The 20,596-nt window shown below is 62.3% G+C and carries 21 protein-coding genes; 12 read left to right on the top strand and 9 right to left on the bottom strand.

Going from position 1 to position 20,596, the window contains the following annotated elements; all coding sequences use genetic code 11:
* Positions 1-75 precede the first annotated feature (75 nt).
* Together L63ED372_RS14565 and L63ED372_RS14560 are read left to right on the top strand one after the other, a co-directional pair.
* Positions 76-1,314 carry an NAD(P)/FAD-dependent oxidoreductase gene (locus tag L63ED372_RS14565; protein WP_062406950.1) on the top strand — a complete coding sequence of 413 codons (1,239 nt, stop codon included), beginning with the start codon at positions 76-78 and terminating at the stop codon, positions 1,312-1,314.
* Positions 1,315-1,439: 125 nt separating this feature from the next.
* Positions 1,440-2,663, top strand: a complete 1,224-nt coding sequence (locus L63ED372_RS14560) for a pyridoxal-phosphate-dependent aminotransferase family protein (protein WP_062406948.1) — start codon at positions 1,440-1,442, stop codon at positions 2,661-2,663.
* Here the strand turns inward: L63ED372_RS14560 and L63ED372_RS14555 are convergent.
* From L63ED372_RS14555 to L63ED372_RS14540, 4 genes are all read right to left on the bottom strand, one after another.
* Positions 2,648-3,115 carry a DUF3237 domain-containing protein gene (locus tag L63ED372_RS14555; protein WP_062406946.1) on the bottom strand — a complete coding sequence of 156 codons (468 nt, stop codon included), beginning with the start codon at positions 3,113-3,115 and terminating at the stop codon, positions 2,648-2,650. The two genes, L63ED372_RS14560 and L63ED372_RS14555, sit on opposite strands and share 16 nt — an antisense overlap.
* Before the next feature lie 57 nt (positions 3,116-3,172).
* Positions 3,173-3,772, bottom strand: coding sequence for a DUF502 domain-containing protein (locus L63ED372_RS14550; RefSeq protein ID WP_062406944.1), 600 nt, complete (start codon positions 3,770-3,772; stop codon positions 3,173-3,175).
* A gap of 138 nt (positions 3,773-3,910) precedes the next feature.
* Positions 3,911-4,909, bottom strand: coding sequence for a Bug family tripartite tricarboxylate transporter substrate binding protein (locus tag L63ED372_RS14545; RefSeq protein WP_062406942.1), 999 nt, complete (start codon positions 4,907-4,909; stop codon positions 3,911-3,913).
* A 118-nt stretch (positions 4,910-5,027) separates the two neighbouring features.
* The gene (locus tag L63ED372_RS14540) at positions 5,028-5,741 is read right to left on the bottom strand and encodes a YebC/PmpR family DNA-binding transcriptional regulator (RefSeq protein ID WP_062406940.1); all 714 of its coding nucleotides are present in this window, start codon (positions 5,739-5,741) and stop codon (positions 5,028-5,030) included.
* Between the two features lie 140 nt (positions 5,742-5,881).
* Here L63ED372_RS14540 and L63ED372_RS14535 point away from each other — a divergent pair, with 140 nt between their 5' ends.
* Positions 5,882-6,793 (top strand): alpha/beta fold hydrolase, encoded by a 912-nt coding sequence (locus L63ED372_RS14535; protein WP_062408188.1) that lies wholly within the window; start codon positions 5,882-5,884, stop codon positions 6,791-6,793.
* Entirely contained in the window at positions 6,790-7,674 is an 885-nt protein-coding gene (locus L63ED372_RS14530) for a DMT family transporter (RefSeq protein WP_062406938.1), read from the top strand. Before L63ED372_RS14535 ends, L63ED372_RS14530 begins: the two co-directional genes overlap by 4 nt.
* 58 nt (positions 7,675-7,732) lie before the next feature.
* Here the strand turns inward: L63ED372_RS14530 and L63ED372_RS14525 are convergent, their stop codons facing one another.
* Genes L63ED372_RS14525 through L63ED372_RS14515 form a run of 3 tightly spaced genes read right to left on the bottom strand, consistent with a single transcriptional unit; the run spans position 7,733 to position 10,709 of the window.
* Positions 7,733-9,016: an O-acetylhomoserine aminocarboxypropyltransferase/cysteine synthase family protein gene (locus tag L63ED372_RS14525; protein ID WP_062406936.1), complete on the bottom strand. Its 1,284-nt coding sequence runs from the start codon at positions 9,014-9,016 to the stop codon at positions 7,733-7,735.
* 7 nt (positions 9,017-9,023) lie between these two features.
* Entirely contained in the window at positions 9,024-9,491 is a 468-nt protein-coding gene (locus L63ED372_RS14520) for a CoA-binding protein (protein ID WP_062406934.1), read from the bottom strand.
* Between the two features lie 21 nt (positions 9,492-9,512).
* The gene (locus L63ED372_RS14515) at positions 9,513-10,709 is read right to left on the bottom strand and encodes an MFS transporter (RefSeq protein WP_197275277.1); all 1,197 of its coding nucleotides are present in this window, start codon (positions 10,707-10,709) and stop codon (positions 9,513-9,515) included.
* A gap of 94 nt (positions 10,710-10,803) precedes the next feature.
* Here L63ED372_RS14515 and L63ED372_RS16435 point away from each other — a divergent pair, with 94 nt between their 5' ends.
* Positions 10,804-12,003, top strand: coding sequence for a tetratricopeptide repeat protein (locus L63ED372_RS16435; protein ID WP_062406930.1), 1,200 nt, complete (start codon positions 10,804-10,806; stop codon positions 12,001-12,003).
* An 89-nt stretch (positions 12,004-12,092) separates the two neighbouring features.
* Complete coding sequence (locus L63ED372_RS14505) at positions 12,093-12,641, top strand: DUF2076 family protein (RefSeq protein WP_062406928.1); 549 nt, start codon at positions 12,093-12,095, stop codon at positions 12,639-12,641.
* A 19-nt stretch (positions 12,642-12,660) separates the two neighbouring features.
* Here L63ED372_RS14505 and L63ED372_RS14500 read toward each other — a convergent pair whose 3' ends face one another.
* Entirely contained in the window at positions 12,661-13,914 is a 1,254-nt protein-coding gene (locus L63ED372_RS14500) for an Hsp70 family protein (protein ID WP_062406926.1), read from the bottom strand.
* Positions 13,915-14,046: 132 nt separating this feature from the next.
* On the opposite strand from L63ED372_RS14500, the gene L63ED372_RS14495 reads away from it, so the two are divergent.
* The 5 genes from L63ED372_RS14495 to L63ED372_RS14475 all read left to right on the top strand — a co-directional run bounded on the left by L63ED372_RS14495 (position 14,047) and on the right by L63ED372_RS14475 (position 17,548).
* The gene (locus L63ED372_RS14495) at positions 14,047-14,316 is read left to right on the top strand and encodes a DUF3297 family protein (RefSeq protein WP_062406924.1); all 270 of its coding nucleotides are present in this window, start codon (positions 14,047-14,049) and stop codon (positions 14,314-14,316) included.
* An 8-nt stretch (positions 14,317-14,324) separates the two neighbouring features.
* Positions 14,325-15,524, top strand: a complete 1,200-nt coding sequence (locus L63ED372_RS14490; RefSeq protein ID WP_062406922.1) for a CaiB/BaiF CoA transferase family protein — start codon at positions 14,325-14,327, stop codon at positions 15,522-15,524.
* 236 nt (positions 15,525-15,760) lie between these two features.
* Entirely contained in the window at positions 15,761-16,837 is a 1,077-nt protein-coding gene (gene hppD, locus L63ED372_RS14485; RefSeq protein ID WP_062408186.1) for a 4-hydroxyphenylpyruvate dioxygenase, read from the top strand.
* A gap of 78 nt (positions 16,838-16,915) precedes the next feature.
* Positions 16,916-17,242 carry a hypothetical protein gene (locus L63ED372_RS14480; protein ID WP_062406920.1) on the top strand — a complete coding sequence of 109 codons (327 nt, stop codon included), beginning with the start codon at positions 16,916-16,918 and terminating at the stop codon, positions 17,240-17,242.
* A 3-nt stretch (positions 17,243-17,245) separates the two neighbouring features.
* Positions 17,246-17,548: a type II toxin-antitoxin system RelE/ParE family toxin gene (locus L63ED372_RS14475; protein ID WP_082431721.1), complete on the top strand. Its 303-nt coding sequence runs from the start codon at positions 17,246-17,248 to the stop codon at positions 17,546-17,548.
* Positions 17,549-17,554: 6 nt separating this feature from the next.
* Here L63ED372_RS14475 and recQ read toward each other — a convergent pair whose 3' ends face one another.
* Positions 17,555-19,438 (bottom strand): DNA helicase RecQ, encoded by a 1,884-nt coding sequence (gene recQ, locus L63ED372_RS14470; protein WP_062408184.1) that lies wholly within the window; start codon positions 19,436-19,438, stop codon positions 17,555-17,557.
* A 427-nt stretch (positions 19,439-19,865) separates the two neighbouring features.
* Between recQ and queC the strand changes: the two genes are divergently transcribed.
* On the top strand, positions 19,866-20,585 hold the full coding sequence (gene queC / locus L63ED372_RS14465; RefSeq protein WP_062406916.1) for a 7-cyano-7-deazaguanine synthase QueC: 720 nt from the start codon (positions 19,866-19,868) through the stop codon (positions 20,583-20,585).
* The last annotated feature ends 11 nt before the right edge of the window (positions 20,586-20,596 follow it).

Here is a 20,596-nt window from a genome sequence, read left to right as displayed (position 1 = left end):
CCACAGTTTAAACAGCGCAAAACGCCACCATGTCCTGAGCTCCCGGCAGCCTTTTGTCCTCTCTATACTGCATGCATGACTTCCTCCATCCTTGTTTTGGGCGCGGGCATGGTCGGCACCTGCACCGCCTTGCATTTGCAGCAACGTGGCTTCGAGGTCACGCTGGTGGACAGGCGTGCGCCCGGCCAAGAAACTTCGTTTGGGAATGCGGGCCTGATTCAGCAAGAGGCGGTCGAGCCCTATGCCTTTCCGCGTGAGCCGGGCTTTTTGTTGAACGTGGCGCTGGGCCGGGGCGCCCAGGTGCATTGGCATGCGCGAGGCCTGTGGCAGATGGCGGGTTCGCTGCTGCGCTACCTGCACCACTCACACCCCAAGCGGCATGCGCAAGCCACCGAGGCCTACAGCCGCCTGATCGCCCACGCCACTGACGAGCACGACCTGTTGATCACCGCTGCGGGTGCGCAGGATTTGGTCACGCGTGAAGGCTTTCGCTTTGTGTTCCGCTCGGCCAAGGCTTTGGACGAGGCGTCGCAGCGTGCCGAAGATTTGCGCGTGCGTTTTGGTGTGCGCTCTGAGGCCGAAAACACCGCCCAGTTGGCCCAGGCTGAACCTGCCTTGCGTGCCTCTTTGGCTGGCGCCGTGCATTGGCTGGACCCTTGGGCAGTGAACAACCCTGGTGCATTGGTGCAGCGTTATGCCGACTTGTTTGTCGCGCGGGGTGGCCGTGTGATGACGGGCGACGCCGCCAGCTTGCAAGTCCAAGGCAAGGGCTGGTCTGTGTTGACCGCCGAAGGCCGAGTGGACGCCGAGCAGGCGGTGCTGGCGCTGGGCCCCTGGGCCGATGGCCTGATCCGCACGCTGGGCTATCACTTCCCCTTGTTCATCAAACGGGGTTACCACCAGCATTACCGATCAACTGCCCAGCTGAGGCAACCGGTGCTCGATGCCGAACGCGGTTATGTGTTGGCCCCCATGCAGCGCGGCCTGCGCCTGACCACGGGCGCTGAATTTGCCCCCATCGACGCCCCGCCCACACCCGTGCAACTGGCCAAGGCCGAAGTGCTGGCGCGTGAGCTGGTCGAGTTGGGCGAGGCATTGCCCGAGCCGCCTTGGTTGGGCGCACGCCCTTGCACCGCCGACATGTTGCCGGTGATGGGACCTGCACCGCGCCACACAGGCCTGTGGTTCAACTTTGGCCATGCGCACCAGGGCTTCACACTGGGGCCTGTGGCCGGGCGGCTGCTGGCCGAGATGGTCAGTGGTGGCCCCACTGGAGTGGACCCGATGCCCTATCGACCATCGCGGTTTGGGTGATGTGTTTGGATGATGTGATTTGGGCGGTGTGTGAACGCACCGCTGCCTGCTATCGCGCAGGTCACAGCAGTGCGCCGCAGTCGGTTTTAAACTGAAATCCTCTTTCACCGATCCGCAGGCTTGGCATGAACCGCTTTTCTCCGTCGACACCCCGCATCCCCGGCATCCGGTTTGTGCATTCGCCCGGCCCGACCCATGTGCCCGACGAGGTCATGCACGCCATGCAGCGCCCGATGACCGATTTGTCCGACCCCCGTGTGGCGGCCATGATTGCCGAATGCGAAAGCGGCATGAAGCGCTTGTTGCACAGCCCAAATTCCGATGTGTTTTTGTTTGCCAGCAACGGGCATGGCATGTGGGAGTCGGTGGCCGCCAACTTGGCTTCACCACAACACACCTTGCTGTTGGCGGGCTCGGGCCATTTCTCGGACCAGTGGGCGCTCCAGATCGAGGGCTTGGGCGTGGCCTTGCAGCGCACCCCCCATCAAGAGGGGCATCCGTTTGATGTGGCTGCCATCGAGCAAGCCCTGCGCGATGACAAAGACCACCGCATCAGTGCAGTGCTGGTGGTGCACACCGAAACCTCCAGTGGCGTGACCAGTGACCTGGCCGCGGTGCGCCGCGCCATCGATGCGGCGGCGCATCCGGCGCTGTACGTGGTGGATGCGGTGGCCTCGCTGGCTGCCAGTCCTTTTCACATGGACGCCTTGGGCGTGGACGTGGCCTTGGGCAGTTCGCAAAAGGGCTTGATGATGCCGCCCGGCCTGGGCTTTGTGGCCGTGAACGCCCAAGCCATGGCCTGGTCGGCCCAGCATGCCGACCCGCGCTTTTATTGGGACTGGCAACGCCGCCAAACCGGCAACCAGTCGGCCAAGTTTTGTGGCACTCCGCCGCTGGCCCACATCGCTGGCTTGGAGACCGCCATCGCCTTGCTCGAAGCCGAGGGCCTGCCCCAGGTGTGGGCGCGGCACCAGCGTTTGGCGGGTGCGGTGCACGCAGCGGTGGAGCGCTGGGCCGTGCCAGGCGCCCTGCGTTTTCATGCCCGCGTGCCCGAGACACGCTCGGCCTCGGTCACGGCCATTGAGGTGGTGCCCGGCATCGACCCCGAAGCCTTGCGCACCGTGGCCCGCGAGCGCTTTCAGGTGGCCATGGCGGGGGGTTTGGGGCCATTGGCTGGGCGGGTGTTCCGCATCGGCCACTTGGGCGACATGAACGAGCCCATGATCTTGGGGGCGTTGGCTGGCATCGAAGCGGCCATGACGGTGCAAAAGATTCCTTTTGGCACCGACGGCGTGGCGGCGGCGGTCGCTTTTCTGGCTGCTAACTCGTCCGCTCAGAGCACCCGGTAAAAACTCAGATACACCCCGTCGGGTGCACGTCGGCCGCTGCCAATGAATTGGCTCTCGCTGAGCCAAGCCCATTGCGGCGCGGTGGCTTCGAGTTTGGGTTGGCAGCGGAAGTAAATCTCATCGGGGTTAACCGGCTGGCCGTTCATGATGCGCTGCGAGTTCTCGAGCGAGGCCACCCGCAAGGCGGTGTTTTGCACAAACACCCGGCTGCCATCGTCGAGCTCGATGACGTAACGGGCGTCCAGGTGCGCTTGTGTGCCGCCCCCCAAAATCAGCTGAAAGTCGGCACCCCCTGCCATCACTTTGCCACTCAAACGCGGGCCGCTCACGGTGCCGCCCGTGATCGGGATCATGCGGCGCAAACCCGCAGGGGTGTGGCCGACTTCCACGGGGGGGGCGATGGTAACGGCCAGGTCGCAAACATGCTCAAGGGCGGGTGGGGGCAAGGTCATGGTGAATCTTCCAAGCAAGGGAAATGCGCAGTTTAAAGCGCAGCGCTTGGCAGCCTGTCACACAGGATCAGCGGGATTTTTGGTGCTGCCCATCCAGGCTGTCAGGGACGAGCGCATGGCTTCCTCCACCGACATGTCCAGCACCTGCACCCACTCGCGCGGCACAAACACCGTGTAGCCGCCGATCATGTAGCCCATGGGCAGGTAGACCGCGATGTGTTGGCGCGTGTGTGCGTCCAGCGGCAGGTCGGAGAGGTTTTGGCGCGTGACCAGACCGATGATGGACAGCTCGCTGTCAGGTTTTTTCAAAAGCACCACCTGCTGCGCATCGCGCTCGTGGGGAGCAAAGTAATCGGCAAAACTTTTGAGCGAGGAATAAATGCTTTTGACCAGTGGCAGATTGGTGAAGGGCAACTCCACCCAACCGATCATCCGCCTCATGAAAGGCTGGGACACCAAAAAGCCCAACACCAGGATCAGTGCCGTGCCCAGCACAATGCCCAGACCCGGCAGATAGAAGTCGCCCGTGAACGGGCGCAGCACCCGCATGGCCGAGCCCTCGACCCAGGTGACAAACAAATAAAGCACGTAGACCGTGAGCCCGACCGGCAAAAAAGTGATCAGGCCGCGGAAAAAATAGGCGTAAAGGCGTTTCATACGCCCGATTGTGACCGCGCGGCAAAGGGCCGTGAGGGGCGGGGAAAAGTGCAAATGCTGGGACGATCCTCTCGCGATCGCCCCATCGGCCCAAGCAGTTCGCGGGTCGGGCTTGTCGTTTGTGTGGCCGCTTTGGTGTCAGTCCAGACTCAAACCAATCTTGCGCGACACGGCGCCCCATTTGGCAAAGTCCTTGGCCACTTTGGCGACCGCCTGCTCGGGCGTGCTGCCGATCACGATCTGGTCGGATGCCTTGAGCCGCTCGGTCGCCTCTGGGGTGCGCAGCGCGTCGACCACAGCCTGACGGAATTTGGCCACGATGTCATCGGGTACTTGTTTGGGGGCGATCAAGATCAGGCTGAAATCGGCCTCGTAACCTTTCACCCCGGCTTCGTCCATGGTGGGCACTTCGGGCAAAGAGGGCGAGCGCGTTTGGCCCGACACCGCCAACGCCGTCAATTTGCCCGAGCGCACATGCGGCAGCACCGTGGGCCCGGCCAACAAACCGCAAGGCACCTGGTTGGCCAGCACGTCTTGCATGGCGGGGGCTGGGCCTTTGTAGGGGATGTGCGTCATCTGCATGCCGGTCATGCTCAGCAGCAACTCGGTGGACAAATGCCCCGGCACACCCGCGCCGCCCGAGGCATAGCTCAAAGAGGTGGTTTTGGCTTTGGCGATCAGCTCAGACACTGTTTTGACACCCAGTGAAGGGTTGCACACCAAGGTTTGGCTGAACGACGACAACACGCTGATGGGCTTCAAGTCGTCGAGCTTGAAGGGCATGGATTTGTACACATGCGGGTTGACGGTGAGCAGCGTGTCGGTCGCGAACAAAAAGGTGTAGCCGTCAGGTGCGGCCCGCGCCACGTTGGCAGCGCCGATGTTGCCACCCGCGCCAGGCTGGTTCTCGATCACGATGGGTTGCTTGAGGTTGGCCAGAATTTTCTCGGCTGCTGTGCGCATGACCAGGTCACTGGGCCCACCGGGCGGGAAGGGGATGACGACTTTGATCGGGCGCTGCGGCCAGGCTTGGGCCAAGGCGGTGCTGCTGGCACACACGGCCAGCAAAGCCGCGACGAAGGTCAGACGCCTGGCGCGAGATGGCGAGGCCAGGTTGGCTGAAACAAAAAACGGCATGGTGAACTCCTGAAAGATCAGTCCATGCTATCGGTGCCCTCGCGGAAAGCCCATATTGAAAACCCTGAACTGGGGCGTTCAGCTGTCACCCGCAAGACCCAAAGGCCCTGCAGGGTGTTTAATCCGCCAAGCCCACAAACACGTTCTGCACGTCGTCGTTGTTGTCGATGGCCCCCAAAAAGGCTTCGACTTCTTCGAGCTGTTCTGCGCTCAGGTTGGCCGGGTCGACCGGGTTTTTGGGTTTGTAGCCCAGCTTGGCCGACACCACCGTGAAGCCGTGTTCGGGCAGGGCGCGGCTGACCAGGTCCAGGTCGGTGGCTTCGGTGATGAACACCGTCATGCCGTCTTCATCGGCGGGCTCAAAGTCTTGGGCGCCGGCTTCGATGGCGGCCAGTTCGGCGTCTGCACCGGCTTGGGCGGGCTCGGCCTCGATGAAGCCCACATGGTCAAAGTCCCAAGACACCGAGCCCGAAGTGCCTTGCTGGCCCTTGCGGAACAGCACGCGCATTTCTGACGCGCTGCGGTTCACGTTGTCGGTCAGCACTTCGATCATCACCGGCACTTGGTGCGGCGCGAAGCCTTCGTAAATCACCCTGTCAAAGCTCACGGCGTCACCCAAGAGGCCTGCGCCCTTTTTGATAGCGCGTTCCAGCGTTTCTTTGGGCATGGACACTTTGCGGGCCTGCTCGACCACCAGGCGCAGGCGCGAGTTGGCGGCGGGGTCTGCGCCGTTGCGGGCGGCAATCATGATGTCCTTGGCCAGTCGGCCAAACAATTTGCCTCGGGCATCTGCTGCCTGTGCTTTGCCTTTTGCTTTCCACTGCGCGCCCATGGGTCTTCCTTGTATTGGGGGATCAAAGAAGGGAGTTTAAGCGCTTGGCCGTTGCCAGCTGGGGTCCAGAACGGGTCTCAAAGGTCACAGTGGCGCTGGCCTTGCAGGGCAATAATGACCACACAGACACGAAGCCGCCTATGAATCACCCTGCCTTGCCCCTGTTTCCCGGTTTCACGCACCACCAGATTGAGGTCGACAAAGGCCTGCACATCTCGGCCATGGTGGGCGGACAAGGCCCGGGTTTGCTGCTGCTGCATGGGCACCCACAGACCCTGGCCATCTGGCACAAGGTGGCCCCAACGCTGGCGCAGCATTTCACCGTGGTGGCGGCGGATTTGCGTGGGTATGGTGACTCGTCCAAACCCGAGGGCGGACCGGACCACGCCGCTTACGCCAAGCGCAGCCTGGCGCAAGACCAGATCAGTTTGATGCACCACTTGGGCTTTGACCGGTTCCATGTGCTGGCGCACGATCGGGGTGCCCGCGTGGCGCACCGTTTGGGCATGGACCATCCGCAAGCGGTGCGACAGATGGTGTTGCTTGACATCGCGCCCACCCTGGCCATGTACGAACAGACCTCCGAAGCCTTTGCCCGCGCCTACTGGCATTGGTTCTTTTTGATCCAGCCGCAGCCCCTGCCCGAGCGCCTGATCGAGGCCAACCCGGCGGCGTATGTCACCGACGTCATGGGCAACCGCAGCGCTGGGCTGGCCCCTTTTGATGCGCGTGCCTTGACCGAATACCAGCGCTGCCTGGCCCTGCCGGGCGCAGCGCACGGTCTGTGCGAAGACTACCGCGCCTCGGCGGGCATCGACCTGGAACACGATCGCGATGACATCGCGCAAGGGCGACGGCTTCAGATGCCCATCCAGGTGCTGTGGGGCGAGCAAGGCGTGGTGCAGCGCTGTTTTAAGCCGCTCAAGGAATGGCAAAAAGTGGCCGAACAGGTCTCGGGCCAGGCCCTGCCTTGTGGTCACTACATCGCCGAAGAAGCACCCCACGCCCTGCTGGCGCAGGTGCTGCCTTTTTTTGACAGGTCACCCGCATGAGCCAACACAACCGCCGTGGCATCGTCACCATGACCGGGGCCATGGTGTTCTTTGTGGTGAACGACGCCTTGGTCAAATGGGTCAGTGCTGACCTTTCTACACCGCAACTGATCTTCGTGCGCGGTGTGATGACCACCGCGCTGTTGTTGGCCTTGGCTGGGTGGATGGGCCAGTTGCAGCAGTGGCGCACCACGCTGACGCGCTCGGTGCCTGCCCGCGCCGTGCTCGACAGTCTGGCGTCCTTCACCTACCTCACCGCGGTGTTTCACATCCCTTTGGGCAACGCCACGGCGATCAATTTGGCGGGCCCGCTGTTCCTGACTTTGATGGCGGTGTTCTTTTTGCACGAGCGGGTCACGCTGGGCCGCTGGGCGCTGATTTTGCTGGGCTTTGCGGGCGTGCTGCTGGTAGTGCAGCCGCGCATGGGGGATTTCAATGCCTATGCCGTGCTGTGCTTGTTTGCGGCGGTGTTGCACGCGGGCCGCGATTTTCTGACGCGCCTGGTGCCTGCGCAAGTGCCTTCGCTGTTGATCACTTTGTCGACGGCGATCATGGTCACTGTGTTGGCGGGTGTGTGGAGTCTGTTTGAGCCCTGGAAGCCCATGGCCACACAGCACCTGTGGCAGCTGTTTGGCGCGTCACTTTGCTTGGCTGCGGGTTACCACTTGCTCACGCTCAGCATGCGTTGGGGCGACATGAGTGTGATCGGGCCATTCCGCTACAGCGGCTTGTTGGTGGCGCTGGTGCTGGGTTATCTGATGTGGGGCGATGTGCCCAACACGCTGGCCTGGTGTGGCATTGCGCTGGTGGTGACGGCCGGATTGGGCCTGCTCCAGTCTGAGCGCAGGCGTCGGCAGGCGCAGTTGGCACAAGACGCTTGAAGACCCTGAAGGGGCGCGGCACGCACTGTGATGGCGGCCCATGGGCCAGGGCGTCGACTCAGCGGCTGGCCTTGTCCAGCGCCTGGTCGATGTCCCACAAGATGTCGTCCAGATTTTCCAGCCCCACCGAAATGCGCACCATGTCGGGCGGCACGCCAGCGGCCAGCTGCTGGGCCTCGTCGAGCTGGCGGTGCGTGGTGCTGGCGGGGTGGCTGATCAGGGTGCGGGTGTCGCCGATGTTGACCAAGTGGCTCATGAACTGGGCCGACTCGATGAACTTCACGCCCTGCGCCAGCCCGCCTTTGACGCCAAACGACAGCAGGCCTGAAGCGCCACGCATCTGGCGCTGCATCAGGTCGTGCTGTGGGTGATCGGGCAAGCCGGGGTAGTTGACCCAGGCCACACGCGCATCGGCCTGCAAAAATTTCGCCACGCCCAAAGCGTTGTCGCAGTGCTTTTGCATGCGCAGTGGCAGGGTCTCGACGCCTTGCAAAATCTGCCAGGCGCTCATGGGGCTGAGCGATGCGCCAAACACGCGCAGGCTTTCCATGCGGCAGCGCATGGCAAAGCCAAAGTCGCCAAAGGTCTCGTAAAACTTCACCCCGTGGTAGCCCTGCGAGGGCTCGGTCATGCCCGGAAACTTACCATTGTCCCAAGGGAATTTGCCGCCTTCCACCACCAGGCCGCCCAGCGTGGTGCCGTGCCCCGCCAAATATTTGGTGGCCGAATGCACCACGATGTCGGCCCCCAGCGCCAGCGGGTTGCACAGCAGCGGGCTGGGCACGGTGTTGTCGATGATGAGCGGCACGCCGTGCGCATGGGCCACATCGGCCACGGCCGCGATGTCCAGCACCACCATGCTCGGGTTGCCCAGGCTCTCGGCATACACCGCGCGGGTGTTGGGGCGCATGGCGGCGGCAAAGGCTTCGGGTTTTGTTGCGTCCACAAAGGTGGTCTCGATGCCGAACTTGGCCAGGCTCACGGCCAGCAAGGTGACCGAGCCGCCATACAAAGCCCCGGCTGCCACCACATGGTCGCCCGTTTGCAAGATGGTCATGAGCGCCATGGTTTCGGCCGCCATGCCCGAGGCACTGGCCACGGCAGCACGCCCGCCTTCGAGCGCGGCCACACGCTCTTCGAGTACCGCCACCGTGGGGTTGCTCAGGCGCGAGTACACATTGCCAAAGGTCTGCAGGTTGAACAGCGAGGCCGCATGCTCGGCGCTGTCAAACACATAGCTGCTGGTTTGGTAGATGGGCAGGGCGCGTGCGCCCGTGGCTACATCGGGAATTTGCCCGGCGTGGATGGCCAGGGTTTCGGGGTGGAATTGGCGGTCGGTCATGGTCTTTTTATACCAGCCGCCGCGCAGAAATGATGCCGGTGTTCACACCCACCCAGTTCAGGCCACCAAACAGCCGGGCATGTTCGATCTTCACGCAGCGGTTCGTCACCGAATCCATGCCCGCCTGTCGGGCCAGGGCATCGGCTTCGTGGTTGGCCACGCCCAGTTGCTGCCACAGGCACTTGGCGCCGATCTGCACCGCTTGTTCGGCCATCGGCAGCACGTCTTCGCTGCGGCGAAACACATCCACCATGTCCACCTTGAAGGGGATGTCGTTCAGGCTGGCGTAGCAGGTCTCACCCAGCACCTGGCTGCCCGCATAACGCGGGTTCACGGGCACGATCTTGAAGCCGTGTGACTGCATGTACTTGGCCGCGAAATAACTGGGCCGATGCCACTCGGCCGACAAGCCCACCACGGCGATGGTGGGGCAGGTTTTGAGGATGCGCCGCAGCGCGTGCAAATCGTTGTGCATGAGGTGCTTCTTTCTGAAGAATCAATACCTGGCTTGCCCGCAGCGTTTCATTTGCCGTGAGGCCCAAGTGGCGCACAGCGACAGCCCGCCGCACACCACCATCACGCCCAGGTAGTGGCCGCTGTGGTCAAACACCGCTCCGGCCAACACGGGGCCCAGCAAATTGCCCACCGCAGCGCCGCTGTAGAGCGTGCCCACCACGCTGGCCACCGAGCGGCCGCCAAAATAATCCATGCAAATGGCGGGCAAGAGCGAGACGATAGAGCCATAACTCAGGCCAAACCACAGCGCAAACAGCACCAGCATGGCCTGCCCGCCTGCCGCACCCCACAGCAGATACGACGCGCCCATGGACAGTTGCATCAGCACCAGCGTTTGCGCCCGCCCCAGTCGGTCGGCCAGCAAGCCAATGGCAAAGCGCCCGACCAGACTGCCCACGCCAATCAGGCCGACCAACCCTACGGCAAAGGCTTCGCCCAGGCCCAAATCTCGTGCCGAGGCCGACACATGCGCAAAGGGAATGAACATCACGGGTGAGGCCAGCACAGTCGCCAAATAGAGCCAACGAAAAGTGGGACTGCGCAAGGTTTCGCGCAAAGTCAGCCCAGAGGCCGAGCCCCCCGCACCGGTCGCGCCGGGGGCCGCTTGTGCTGCAGGGGCGCGGCGCAGCAAGCCCGCCGCCAGCAAACCCAGCACCAAAACACCCAAGGCCAAAACCTGCATCGCCTCTCGCCAAGGCATGGGGCCAATGGCCATGGCCACCAGCACCGGCACCAGCAAAGTGCCCGCGCCCACGCCCGAGCTGGCAATGCCCCCGGCCAGCCCCCGGCGGGTGGTGAACCAGGGCTGCACGCTGGCAATGGAGGGCGTGTACACCAGCGCGATGCCCAGGCCCACCAACAAGCCGTAACTCACGTACACCGCCAGCAAGGACGTGGCCCAGCTGGTGGCCAGCAAGCCTGAAGCGATCAGCGCCATGCCGACTGAACACACCATGCGCGGCCCAAATCGGTCGGCCAACATGCCGCCGCCTGCGCCCAGCACAAAATAGACAAAGCCCGAGAGGCCAAAGATCCAGGACACATCGGCCCGCTGCGCCGAAAACTCGGCCGCGAACGATTCAAAAAACGCCGCAAACGAATACGACACCCCAAAGATCAGCGCCAGGCACACAAAGGTGGCCCAAACCACCACCCAGGCATAGGGGGTTTCTTTCATGCGGCCTCCGGTGTTTTTGTCATCTTGGCGCATTGTGCCTCGACCCTGTCGCTGTCACCGCATCCGGCTTCTGGCCTGTGTCACACTGGTGAACATGGACCCTTCACTCGAACAAGCCCGCCAAGCTTTTTTGGCCGGTATCGAACAGTTTGAACGCCACGATTTCGAGGCGGCTGCGGCGCTGTTTGAGCAGGCTTTGCAACTGGCCCCCGGCAGACCCTCTGTGCTCATGAATCTGGGCGTGAGCTGCGTGCATCTGGGTCGCTTTGAGCGGGCCGATGTGTGTCTGCGCCAAGCCTTGGCGGCCGACGATTCGCAAGTCGATGCCTGGAAGGCCTGGGGCGTGACGCACATGGCCTTGGGCGATTGGACGCAGGCTTTGCACTGCCACGACAAAGCGCGCGCCTTGGGCGCAGATGGCGCCGACTTTTGTCTGCGCTGGGGCCAGTGCTTGGCCCACCAGAGGCTTTTGCCACAAGCCTTGTTGGCCTTTGAGCAGGCCTTGACGCATGCCCCGGAATTGGCCGAAGCCTGGAGCCAGATGGCCCATGTGCAGCGCGACATGGGCCAGACCGCAGAAGCGATCACGGGCTACCAGCGCGCCATGCAACTGGGGGCCGACCCCGAACTGCACCGCTACTACCTCGCCGCCTTGAGCCCGCAGCAGCCCATGGTGAATGCGCCCGCAGCCTATGTAGAAAAACTCTTTGACCAGTACGCCGATGACTTTGAAGCCCACCTGGTGGGGCAACTGGGTTACCAAGGCCATCGCGTGTTGCTGCAAAACTTGCCCACTGACTCGGCTGCCCGCTTTGAGCGCGTGTGGGATCTGGGCTGCGGCACAGGCTTGTGTGGCAGCCTGATCCGCCCCCGTGCCGACCATTTGGTGGGTGTGGACCTGTCGTCGGCCATGGTCGCCAAGGCCAAAGCTCTGGGGTTGTACGACAGCCTGCATGCGTTGGAACTGGTGGATTTTTTGAAGCAAGGCACCGAGCAGGCCGATCTGGTACTGGCCGCTGATGTGTTCATTTATGTGGGCCATCTGAAGGCGGTGTTTGAGGCCCTGAGCCCCCGCGTGCGCTCAGGCGGCTGGCTGGCCTTCACCGTCGAAGAGGCCGACCCGGGCATGGCGGTGCAGCTGCACCGCTCGCTGCGTTATGCACATGCCTTGCCTTATTTGGAGGCGCTTGCCGCGCAGCACGGCTGGCACTGGGCCCGTGTGCACCGCGCGCCTTTGCGCCTGGACCAAGCGCAGCCCCTCATGGGCGCTTATGTGTACCTGCAAAAGACCTGATGGCTCATGGGTCCATCGCCCAAGTGCCAAAAGCGCGAACCCATAATCGTCAGCGCCAAACCGTCAGCCACCCATGAAGGGACTTGTTCATGACCGCCCAAGAACGCGACCAGCTCCAGCAATTTTTGGCCGCCTTGCGCCAGCAACGCAGCCACCCCAAAGACACTTTGGCCGAGGGCTTGATCCGCGACGCGCTGGCGCAGCAGCCCGATGCACCTTATTGGCTGGTGCAGCGCAGCATGGCCCTGCAGCTGGCCTTGAACGCCACCCAAGACCGACTGGCGCAGTTGCAAGCGCAGTGTGATGAACAGGCCGCCCGCTGGCAAGCCTTGGCGTCAGACGCTTCGCCCACAGTGGCACAGGCCAACAAGCCTGCAGATGGGGGTGCGCAGGTTGTCCCCTTGACCCAATCGCAGCCCAGTCCCTGGGGGCGTGGCCTGCTGGCGCAAGTCAGCGGCACCGCGCTCGGTGTGAGCGCGGGGGTGGTGGCGGGTGGTTTGTTGCTGCAAGGCCTTGACGGCCTGTTTGGGCCGGCAGCGGCGCCATCCGGTGTGGCCCAAGGCTCGGCAAGCAACTTGTCCAGCACTGACCCGGATGCAGGTGATGGCTTATGGGACCTGGGCGACGACTGGGCCTGATTTCTTGGCGTTTTTCTGCTCAGCGGCTGTAGGCCAAGCCCAGCGCCACGCCACCAAACAAATCGCCTTCGACCAGCGGCACGCCTTTGAATTCAGCCTGCAATGTGGCTTGGAAGGTGCTCAAGGCCGAAGAACCCCCCGTGAGGTAAATCGCGTCCAGTGACGCATCGGTCAGCCCCGCGCTTTGCACACATTCGCGCGCACAGGCCACAGTGCGGGCCAGCAAGTCATGCAGATGCGCCTGCATGTCGCGCACACCCAATTGCGCGGACAAGCCGCGCTCGATCACCGACAGGTCGATCCCGGTTTCAGCTTGGCCCAGTGAGCAGCGGATTTTGGCCTGTTCCACCTCGTGGGCCATGTGGTGGCCGTGGCGCTCTAGCAATACACGCATCAGCCGTTCATGCAGGCGCGGCTCGCTGTAATTGCTGCGCAGGGTTTGGGCGTGGGCGATGGCTTTGGCTTGGTATTGCCAGTGGATCAGGTGCCAGGTCGCCAAATCAAAAAACACCCGGTTGGGCACCTCGCGTTGGTCGGGGCCCAGGTGTTTGTAACCGAGCAGCGGCATGACCTGCGCCAGGTTCAGCTGGCGGTCGTAGTCGGTGCCGCCAATGTGCACACCCGTGGTGGCCAAAATGTCGGTGCTCCGGTCAGCCCGGGGCATGCGCGCTGGCCCCAAGCGGACCACAGTGAAGTCCGAGGTACCGCCCCCCAAGTCGACCACCAGCACGGTGCTTTCTTGGGTCAGGCGTTGCTCGTAGTCCAGCGCGGCGGCAATGGGCTCGAGCTGAAAAGACACCTCTTCAAAGCCCACCGCCTCCACGGCCCGTTGCAAAGAGGCTTGCGCTTGCGCATCGCGCTCGGGGTCCTCGTCTACAAAGTGCACGGGGCGGCCTATTACCACACGACGCGGGGCGCTGCCCAGACTTTGGGTGGCACGTTCGCGCAGGGTCGCCAAAAAGGTGGTGATGATGTCCTGAAAGCTGATCTGCTGGGGGCCGATTTGTGTCGTCTCCAGCAAAAGAGGGCTGCCCAGCAGGCTTTTGAGCGAGCGCATCAATCGGCCCTCGGTGCCCTCCAGGTAATGACCAATGGCATCTCGCCCGAAGTGGGTGCTGCTGTCCTCGACGTTGTAGAAAACAGCCGTGGGCATGGCCAGTGCATCACCCTCGAGCGGGATCAAGCGGGCGCTGCCTTGAGCGCCGAGCCAGGCCACGGCCGAATTGGAGGTGCCGAAATCGATGCCGAGCGTGCCGGAGGGGGTAGAAGTCATGTGAAAGGGAAGGTGCTGAGGCGAAAGTGGCAGGCCAAAGCGCTGACCGTCGAAGGACCCGGGATTCTGCCACTGTCAGCCCTGTTAAATCGGGGAGAATCGGCGTTGTTTCATTTTTGTCCACCACACCCCATGACCGAAGCCCCAACACCCGAGACATCAGCTGCTGCCCGACCCGCATTGCCCGACCGCCTGGCGATTGATGCCCGCAGCCCGCACCATGTGCGCGCCGTTTTTGAGCACGACATCGGCATCCGCTTCAACGGCAAGGACCGCAACGATGTCGAGGAATACTGCATCAGCGAAGGCTGGGTGCGCGTGCCCGCTGGCAAGACGCTGGATCGCAAGGGTCAACCGCTGCTCATCAAGCTCAAAGGCAAAGTCGAAGCGTTTTACCGTTGAGGCTGCAGATGAACCTCTCTGCCGGAAAACTCCCACTCGAAGGCTTGCGTGTCGTCGAGTTCACCCACATGGTCATGGGCCCCACCTGCGGCATGGTGCTGGCCGACATGGGGGCCGAGGTCATCAAGGTCGAGCCCATCGAGGGCGATCGTACTCGGCACCTGCTGGGTTCTGGCGCAGGTTTTTTCCCGATGTTCAACCGCAACAAAAAGAGCATCCAGATCAACCTGCAAAGCCCCGATGGGGCTGAGGTGGCGCGCCGCTTGTGCGCCACGGCCGACGTGGTGGCCGAGAACTTCAAGCCCGGCACCATGGCCAAGTATGGCCTGGACTATGCCAGCCTGTCGGCGAAGCACCCCAAGTTGATCTACGCCAGCCTCAAGGGTTTTCTGCCTGGCCCCTACGACCACCGCACGGCACTCGACGAAGTGGTGCAGATGATGGGCGGCTTGGCCTACATGACGGGCCGCCCCGGTGACCCGCTGCGCGCAGGCACCAGCGTGAACGACATCATGGGCGGCATGTTTGGCGCCATTGGTGTGCTCGGTGCATTGATTCAACGCGGCATCACCGGGCGCGGGCAAGAGATCCAGTCGGCTTTATTCGAGAACAACGTTTTCCTGGTCGGCCAACACATGTTGCAGTACGCCATCACCGGCAAAGCGGCCGAGCCCATGCCCAATCGCATTTCGGCTTGGGCGGTGTATGACGTGTTCACCGTCAAGAACGGCGAGCAAATCTTTTTGGCGGCGGTCAGTGACGCGCAATGGGCCACGTTTTGTGAGGTGTTGGGCTTTGGAGACCTGAGGGCCGATCCACGCTACTTTGACAACAACGCCCGCGTGTCGCTGCGTGCCGAGTTGATGCCCGATTTGCGCCGCCGTTTGGCCGCCTTCACGGCGGCCGAACTGAGTGTCATTTTCGAAAAAGCGGGTTTGCCTTTTGCGCCCATCGTCAAGCCCGAAGAGCTGTTTGACGACCCGCACTTGCAGGCTACGGGTGGCTTGGCCGATGTGCGCCTGAGCGATGGCCCCAAAGCCGGGCAGACTGCCCGTGCAGCCTTGTTTCCCTTCACCATGGACGGGCAACGCCTGGGTGTGCGCCGTCAGCCGCCTGTGCAAGGCGAGAACACCAACGAGCTGTTGCAAGACATGGGCCTGAGCGCAGCAGACATCACCCACTTGCGCAGCATCCAGGCGGTTGCCTGAAGGGCTGGGCCACCGCCATCAGGGTTTCAGTGCTTGACACACTGAGCGGCAGCGGCGACCATCCCACCCCATGTCCATCCAGGTTTTGATTTTCGGCATCCACCTCGCGCGCAGCACGCGGGGCAAGCCCTGCGCGCCGCCGCAGGGCTTTTAAACACCCCTCGTTTCGTTTGACCGATTTCAATTCGGGCCGTGCTCACTTTGCAGCGCGGTCCTGCTTTCCACTGGAGATTTTCATGGCCGATTTGTTTGACAACCCCATGGGCCTGTGCGGCTTCGAGTTCGTCGAGTTCGCATCCCCCACCCCCAACACCCTCGAGCCGCTGTTCGAGCAGATGGGCTTTTCTCTGGTGGCGAAACACCGCTCCAAAGACGTGGTGCTCTACCGCCAAGGCGACATCAACTTCATCGTCAACCGTGAGCCCAAAAGTCTGGCCGGCTACTTTGCTGCAGAGCATGGCCCTTGCGCTTGCGCGCTGGCGTTTCGCGTGAAGGACTCGCACAAGGCTTATGCACGGGCGCTGGAACTTGGAGCCCAACCTGTGGATGTGCCCACCGGCCCCATGGAGTTGCGACTGCCCGCCATCAAAGGCATTGGCGGCGCGCCTTTGTATTTGATCGACCGCTTTGAAGACGGCAAAAGCATTTACGACATCGACTTTGAATTCATCGAGGGCGTAGACCGCCACCCGCCTGGCCACGGCCTCAAGCTCATCGACCATATGACGCACAACGTCTACAAAGGCCGCATGGCGTACTGGAGTGGTTTTTACGAAAAACTCTTCAACTTTCAAGAGATTCGCTACTTTGACATCAAGGGCGAATACACGGGCCTGACCAGCCAAGCCATGATGGCCCCAGACGGCAAGATCCGCATCCCGCTCAACGAAGAGTCGGGCAAGACAGGTGGCCAGATCGAAGAGTTCCTGATGCAGTTCAACGGCGAAGGCATCCAGCACATCGCGCTGCTGACCGATGACATTCTGAAAAGCGTGGACGCGCTGCAGATGGCCGGCATCCCGCTCATGAGCGCGCCCAACGACATCTATTACGAGATGCTCGAAGAACGCTTGCCGGGCCATGGCGAACCTGTGGCCGAGTTGCAGGCCCGCGGCATTTTGATGGATGGCTCCACCGCCAACGGTGAGAAACGTTTGCTGCTGCAAATCTTCAGCCAGACGCTGCTCGGCCCCGTGTTCTTTGAATTCATCCAGCGCAAGGCAGACGAAGGTTTTGGCGAAGGCAACTTCAAAGCGCTGTTTGAAAGCCTGGAGCGCGACCAGATTCGGCGTGGGGCGATTCAGGTGGAGTGAACAGCTGGCGCTAAAGCCATTGCTGTGTAGAATCATGTTGGGTAGTCATTTCTGACTACCCAAAAAAAGGAGTCTGACGTGACCGCCACTTCTGCCGCTACATCGGCCAACATTCCCACCAGCCTCAAACTGCCCAGCACGCTCAAGTTGCAGCTCGAAGAAGATGCCAAGCAAATGGGCATGAGCTTGCACGCTTTCATGGTGAGCACGCTGGCCGATGCGGCGCAGCGCAAGCGCTTGAAGCAAACATTAGCACAAGACTCGGCCGAAGCACTGGCCGTCATGAAGGCCAGCGGAAAAGGTCATGCGCTGGACGATGTCCGTCTCTATTTTTCTGAACTCAAAGAACATCGTCAGGGCAAGAGAGCGCCGCCTGCACCTTTGAAATCGAAAAAAATGGGCTGAGGTGTGAGCACCGTTTTTCTAAGCCCAGCAGCATTTCAGGATTTGGTCCGGCTGGAAACGTTTTTGTATGAGTCCGAAGACCCATTGGCTGGGGAACTGCTCGATTTCATTTTGGATGCCTTGCAAGTGTTGACGCATCAACCCGGCATTGGCCGACCGGTGGAAGATGGTTTGCGTGAACTGATCATCTCCCGCAGGCGTAGCGGCTATCTGGCCCGCTATGCGTGGGACGATGTTTTGGACCGGGTCATGGTGGCACGCATTCGCCACCAGCGCGAAGCTGGCTATCAAGACGAAGAGGTTTGAAGCGTTTCAAGCCGCCCCATTACACACCCGCAGCACTTGGGGTCCGTAGGCTTCAAGCTTCTTCACGCCCAAGCCGCTGATGCCTTGAAGCTGCGCCAGACTTTGGGGTGCGGCCTCGGCAATGGCGGCCAGCGTCGCGTCATGAAAGATGACGTACGCGGGCAGGTTGTGCTCTTTGGCCACTTCAGCGCGCCAGGCCTTGAGGTTGATGAAGCGTACCATCGCATCGGGCCCCAGGTTGGCCGCAGCGGGGGCGGGGCCGCTGCGTGTGCGGCTCTTTTTGTCGCTGCGTTGGCTGGTGCTCTCGCGCAATTGCACGGGCACATCGCCTTTGAGCACAGCGCGTGAGGCCTCGGTCAGGTGCAGGGTGCTGAAGCCGTCTTCGGTGTGCACATGCAAAGCGCCAATCGCGATCAACTGGCGCATCACGGCGCGCAGCTGTTGTTCGCTGTATTCGGCGCCCAGTCCAAAGGTGCTGATGCTCTCGTGGCCGCGCTGCGCCACTTTCTCGGTTTTTTTGCCGCGCACGATGTCCATGGTGTGGCTGGCCCCAAAGCTGTGGCCGCTGCTTTGCTGGGTGCGGTATACGGTGGACAGCAGCTTGCGTGCCGCATCGGTGCCGTCCCAGACTTCGGGCGGGTTCAGGCAGTTGTCGCAGTTGCCACAAAAGGGCATGTAAACGCCTTGTGCGCTGTCCTTTTGGCTGCTGTAGCTTTCGCCAAAGTAACTCAGCAGCCGCACACGGCGGCAGTCGGTGGCTTCGGCCAGGGCCAGCAACGCGTCGAGTTTGCCGCGCATGACCTGCTTGAACTCTTCGCCCGCCGGGCTCTCGTCAATCATGCGGCGCTGGTTCACCACGTCCTGCAGGCCGTAGGCCATCCACGCATCCGACGCCAAGCCGTCGCGCCCGGCGCGGCCCGTTTCTTGGTAATAGCCCTCGATGTTCTTGGGCATGTCCAGGTGCGCCACAAAGCGCACATCGGGCTTGTCGATGCCCATGCCAAAGGCCACGGTCGCGACCATCACCACACCGTCTTCGCGCAAAAACTCGTTCTGGTGGCGCTGGCGCACCGCTGTGTCCAGCCCGGCGTGGTAAGGCAGCGCGCGGATGCCCGCTTCGCACAACATGGCCGCGATCTCTTCGACCCGCTTGCGCGACTGGCAATAGACCACACCCGCTTCTTCGGGGTGTTCGCGTTCGATGAAGCGCAGCAGCTGGGTGCTGGCGTCTTTTTTCTCGACGATGGTGTAACGGATATTCGGGCGGTCAAAGCTGCTGATGAACAGCTCGGCGTTTTCCAGCTGCAGCCGCTCGACGATGTCGGCGCGGGTCAGCGCATCGGCGGTGGCCGTGAGCGCCACACGCGGCACGCTGGGGTAGCGTTCGTGCAGCACCGACAGACCCCGGTATTCAGGCCGGAAGTCGTGGCCCCATTGGCTCACGCAATGCGCTTCGTCGATCGCAAACAGGCTCAGCAGCCCGCGCTCGAGCAGCGAATCCATCTGCGCCAAAAAGCGGGCGTTGGTCACGCGTTCGGGCGCCGCATACAGCAGGGTGATCTCACCGCGTAACAAGCGGCGTTCAATGTCAGATGCTTCTTCGCTGGTGAGTGAGGAGTTGAGGAAGGCGGCGCTTACGCCAGCTTCGTGCAGTGCACCCACTTGGTCGTGCATCAGCGCGATCAGGGGTGAGACCACGACGGTGATGCCATGGCCTGCGCGCTGGCGTGCAATGGCCGGGATTTGGTAGCACAGCGATTTGCCCCCGCCAGTGGGCATGAGCACCAGTGCATCGCCCCCGGCCGCCACATGGTCGATGATGGCCTGCTGCGGGCCGCGAAAGGCGTCGTAGCCAAATACTTCGCGCAGGATGGGGAGGTGTGGGGACACGTAGGGTTGGACAGCTTTTTGAAGGCTTGATTGTCCTCTATGGATGGCTTGGGTTTTGCGTTTGTCGCTTGAGTTTTTGCGGGTGTGGTGTGGGTGGGTGAGGGCGGGCACAGGGCTCCTCATGAGGCGGGGGTACGCCAAAATCGTCACCCTGTACCCGCCCTCACCCACCCACGAATACCATGGGCTGCGCGGCCAGTACGCTCAAGGCTAGCGTTTGGTGGCTGCAAAAAAAGCGGTCACCGACTGCAAGGCATGTATTCACCGCCAGCAAGGCTGAAGACAACCACCAGCGTTTGGAAGGGGCCGGCGGCGGGCGACGATTTTGGCGTACCCCCGCCTCATGAGGAGCCCGCCGCCGCCCCCTTCCAAACGTGCCCCGACTCAGACAGCTCTCCCGACAGAGACAGCGTTACCATCCCACCCCATGCACACCTCCGCCCTTGTCCTGTTTTCTGGTGGCCAAGACTCCACCACCTGCTTGGCCCACGCTTTGAGCCGTTATGAACGTGTTGAAACCTTGGCCTTTGACTATGGCCAGCGCCACAAAGTCGAGCTGGACGCCCGCCTGAATGTGCTGGCGGCCCTCAAAAGCCGGTTCCCGGCCTGGGCCCCCAAACTGGGCGAAGACCACCTGCTGGACGCGGGCATTCTGGGCCAGATCAGCGAAACATCACTGACCCGCGACACGGCCATCGAGATGGAAAGTTCGGGCTTGCCCAACACCTTTGTGCCGGGGCGCAACCTGCTGTTCCTGACGCTCGCCGCTGCACTGGCCTACCGCCGGGGCCTGCAGGTCATCGTCACAGGCGTGTGCGAGACCGATTTTTCGGGCTACCCCGACTGCCGCGACGACACCATGAAAGCCATGCAGGTGGCCCTGTCGCTCGGCATGGACCGCAAGCTGCTGATCGAAACCCCGCTCATGTGGATCGACAAGGCCCAGACTTGGCAATTGGCGCACGACCTGGGCCAAAAGGCCGATGTCGGTGGCGGTGGGCAGGCCTTGGTGGATTTGATCGTGGAGCACAGCCACACCTGCTACCTGGGTGACCGCACCCATCGCCACGACTGGGGTTATGGCTGTGGCCAGTGCCCGGCGTGCGAGTTGCGGGCAGCAGGATTTGACCGATTTCAAAAGGCCTGAATCCCGCACTT

Origin of the sequence: Limnohabitans sp. 63ED37-2 (assembly GCF_001412535.1) — a bacterium.
Classification (GTDB): Bacteria; Pseudomonadota; Gammaproteobacteria; order Burkholderiales; family Burkholderiaceae_C; genus Limnohabitans_A.
This window is presented reverse-complemented; position numbering and strand designations above follow the sequence as displayed.

What these genes read in the sequence shown, in the direction of transcription:
- L63ED372_RS14495 (WP_062406924.1), top strand. Translation starts at nt 14,047, where the DNA reads ATGACCGAAGCCCCAACACCCGAGACATCAGCTGCTGCCCGACCCGCA.
- L63ED372_RS14515 (WP_197275277.1), bottom strand. Translation starts at nt 10,709, where the DNA reads ATGAAAGAAACCCCCTATGCCTGGGTGGTGGTTTGGGCCACCTTTGTG.
- L63ED372_RS14500 (WP_062406926.1), bottom strand. Translation starts at nt 13,914, where the DNA reads ATGACTTCTACCCCCTCCGGCACGCTCGGCATCGATTTCGGCACCTCC.
- L63ED372_RS14545 (WP_062406942.1), bottom strand. Translation starts at nt 4,909, where the DNA reads ATGCCGTTTTTTGTTTCAGCCAACCTGGCCTCGCCATCTCGCGCCAGG.
- queC (WP_062406916.1), top strand. Translation starts at nt 19,866, where the DNA reads ATGCACACCTCCGCCCTTGTCCTGTTTTCTGGTGGCCAAGACTCCACC.
- L63ED372_RS14560 (WP_062406948.1), top strand. Translation starts at nt 1,440, where the DNA reads ATGAACCGCTTTTCTCCGTCGACACCCCGCATCCCCGGCATCCGGTTT.
- L63ED372_RS14555 (WP_062406946.1), bottom strand. Translation starts at nt 3,115, where the DNA reads ATGACCTTGCCCCCACCCGCCCTTGAGCATGTTTGCGACCTGGCCGTT.
- L63ED372_RS14550 (WP_062406944.1), bottom strand. Translation starts at nt 3,772, where the DNA reads ATGAAACGCCTTTACGCCTATTTTTTCCGCGGCCTGATCACTTTTTTG.
- L63ED372_RS14520 (WP_062406934.1), bottom strand. Translation starts at nt 9,491, where the DNA reads ATGCACAACGATTTGCACGCGCTGCGGCGCATCCTCAAAACCTGCCCC.
- L63ED372_RS14505 (WP_062406928.1), top strand. Translation starts at nt 12,093, where the DNA reads ATGACCGCCCAAGAACGCGACCAGCTCCAGCAATTTTTGGCCGCCTTG.
- L63ED372_RS14525 (WP_062406936.1), bottom strand. Translation starts at nt 9,016, where the DNA reads ATGACCGACCGCCAATTCCACCCCGAAACCCTGGCCATCCACGCCGGG.
- L63ED372_RS14530 (WP_062406938.1), top strand. Translation starts at nt 6,790, where the DNA reads ATGAGCCAACACAACCGCCGTGGCATCGTCACCATGACCGGGGCCATG.
- hppD (WP_062408186.1), top strand. Translation starts at nt 15,761, where the DNA reads ATGGCCGATTTGTTTGACAACCCCATGGGCCTGTGCGGCTTCGAGTTC.
- L63ED372_RS14540 (WP_062406940.1), bottom strand. Translation starts at nt 5,741, where the DNA reads ATGGGCGCGCAGTGGAAAGCAAAAGGCAAAGCACAGGCAGCAGATGCC.
- L63ED372_RS14565 (WP_062406950.1), top strand. Translation starts at nt 76, where the DNA reads ATGACTTCCTCCATCCTTGTTTTGGGCGCGGGCATGGTCGGCACCTGC.
- L63ED372_RS14535 (WP_062408188.1), top strand. Translation starts at nt 5,882, where the DNA reads ATGAATCACCCTGCCTTGCCCCTGTTTCCCGGTTTCACGCACCACCAG.
- L63ED372_RS16435 (WP_062406930.1), top strand. Translation starts at nt 10,804, where the DNA reads ATGGACCCTTCACTCGAACAAGCCCGCCAAGCTTTTTTGGCCGGTATC.
- L63ED372_RS14490 (WP_062406922.1), top strand. Translation starts at nt 14,325, where the DNA reads ATGAACCTCTCTGCCGGAAAACTCCCACTCGAAGGCTTGCGTGTCGTC.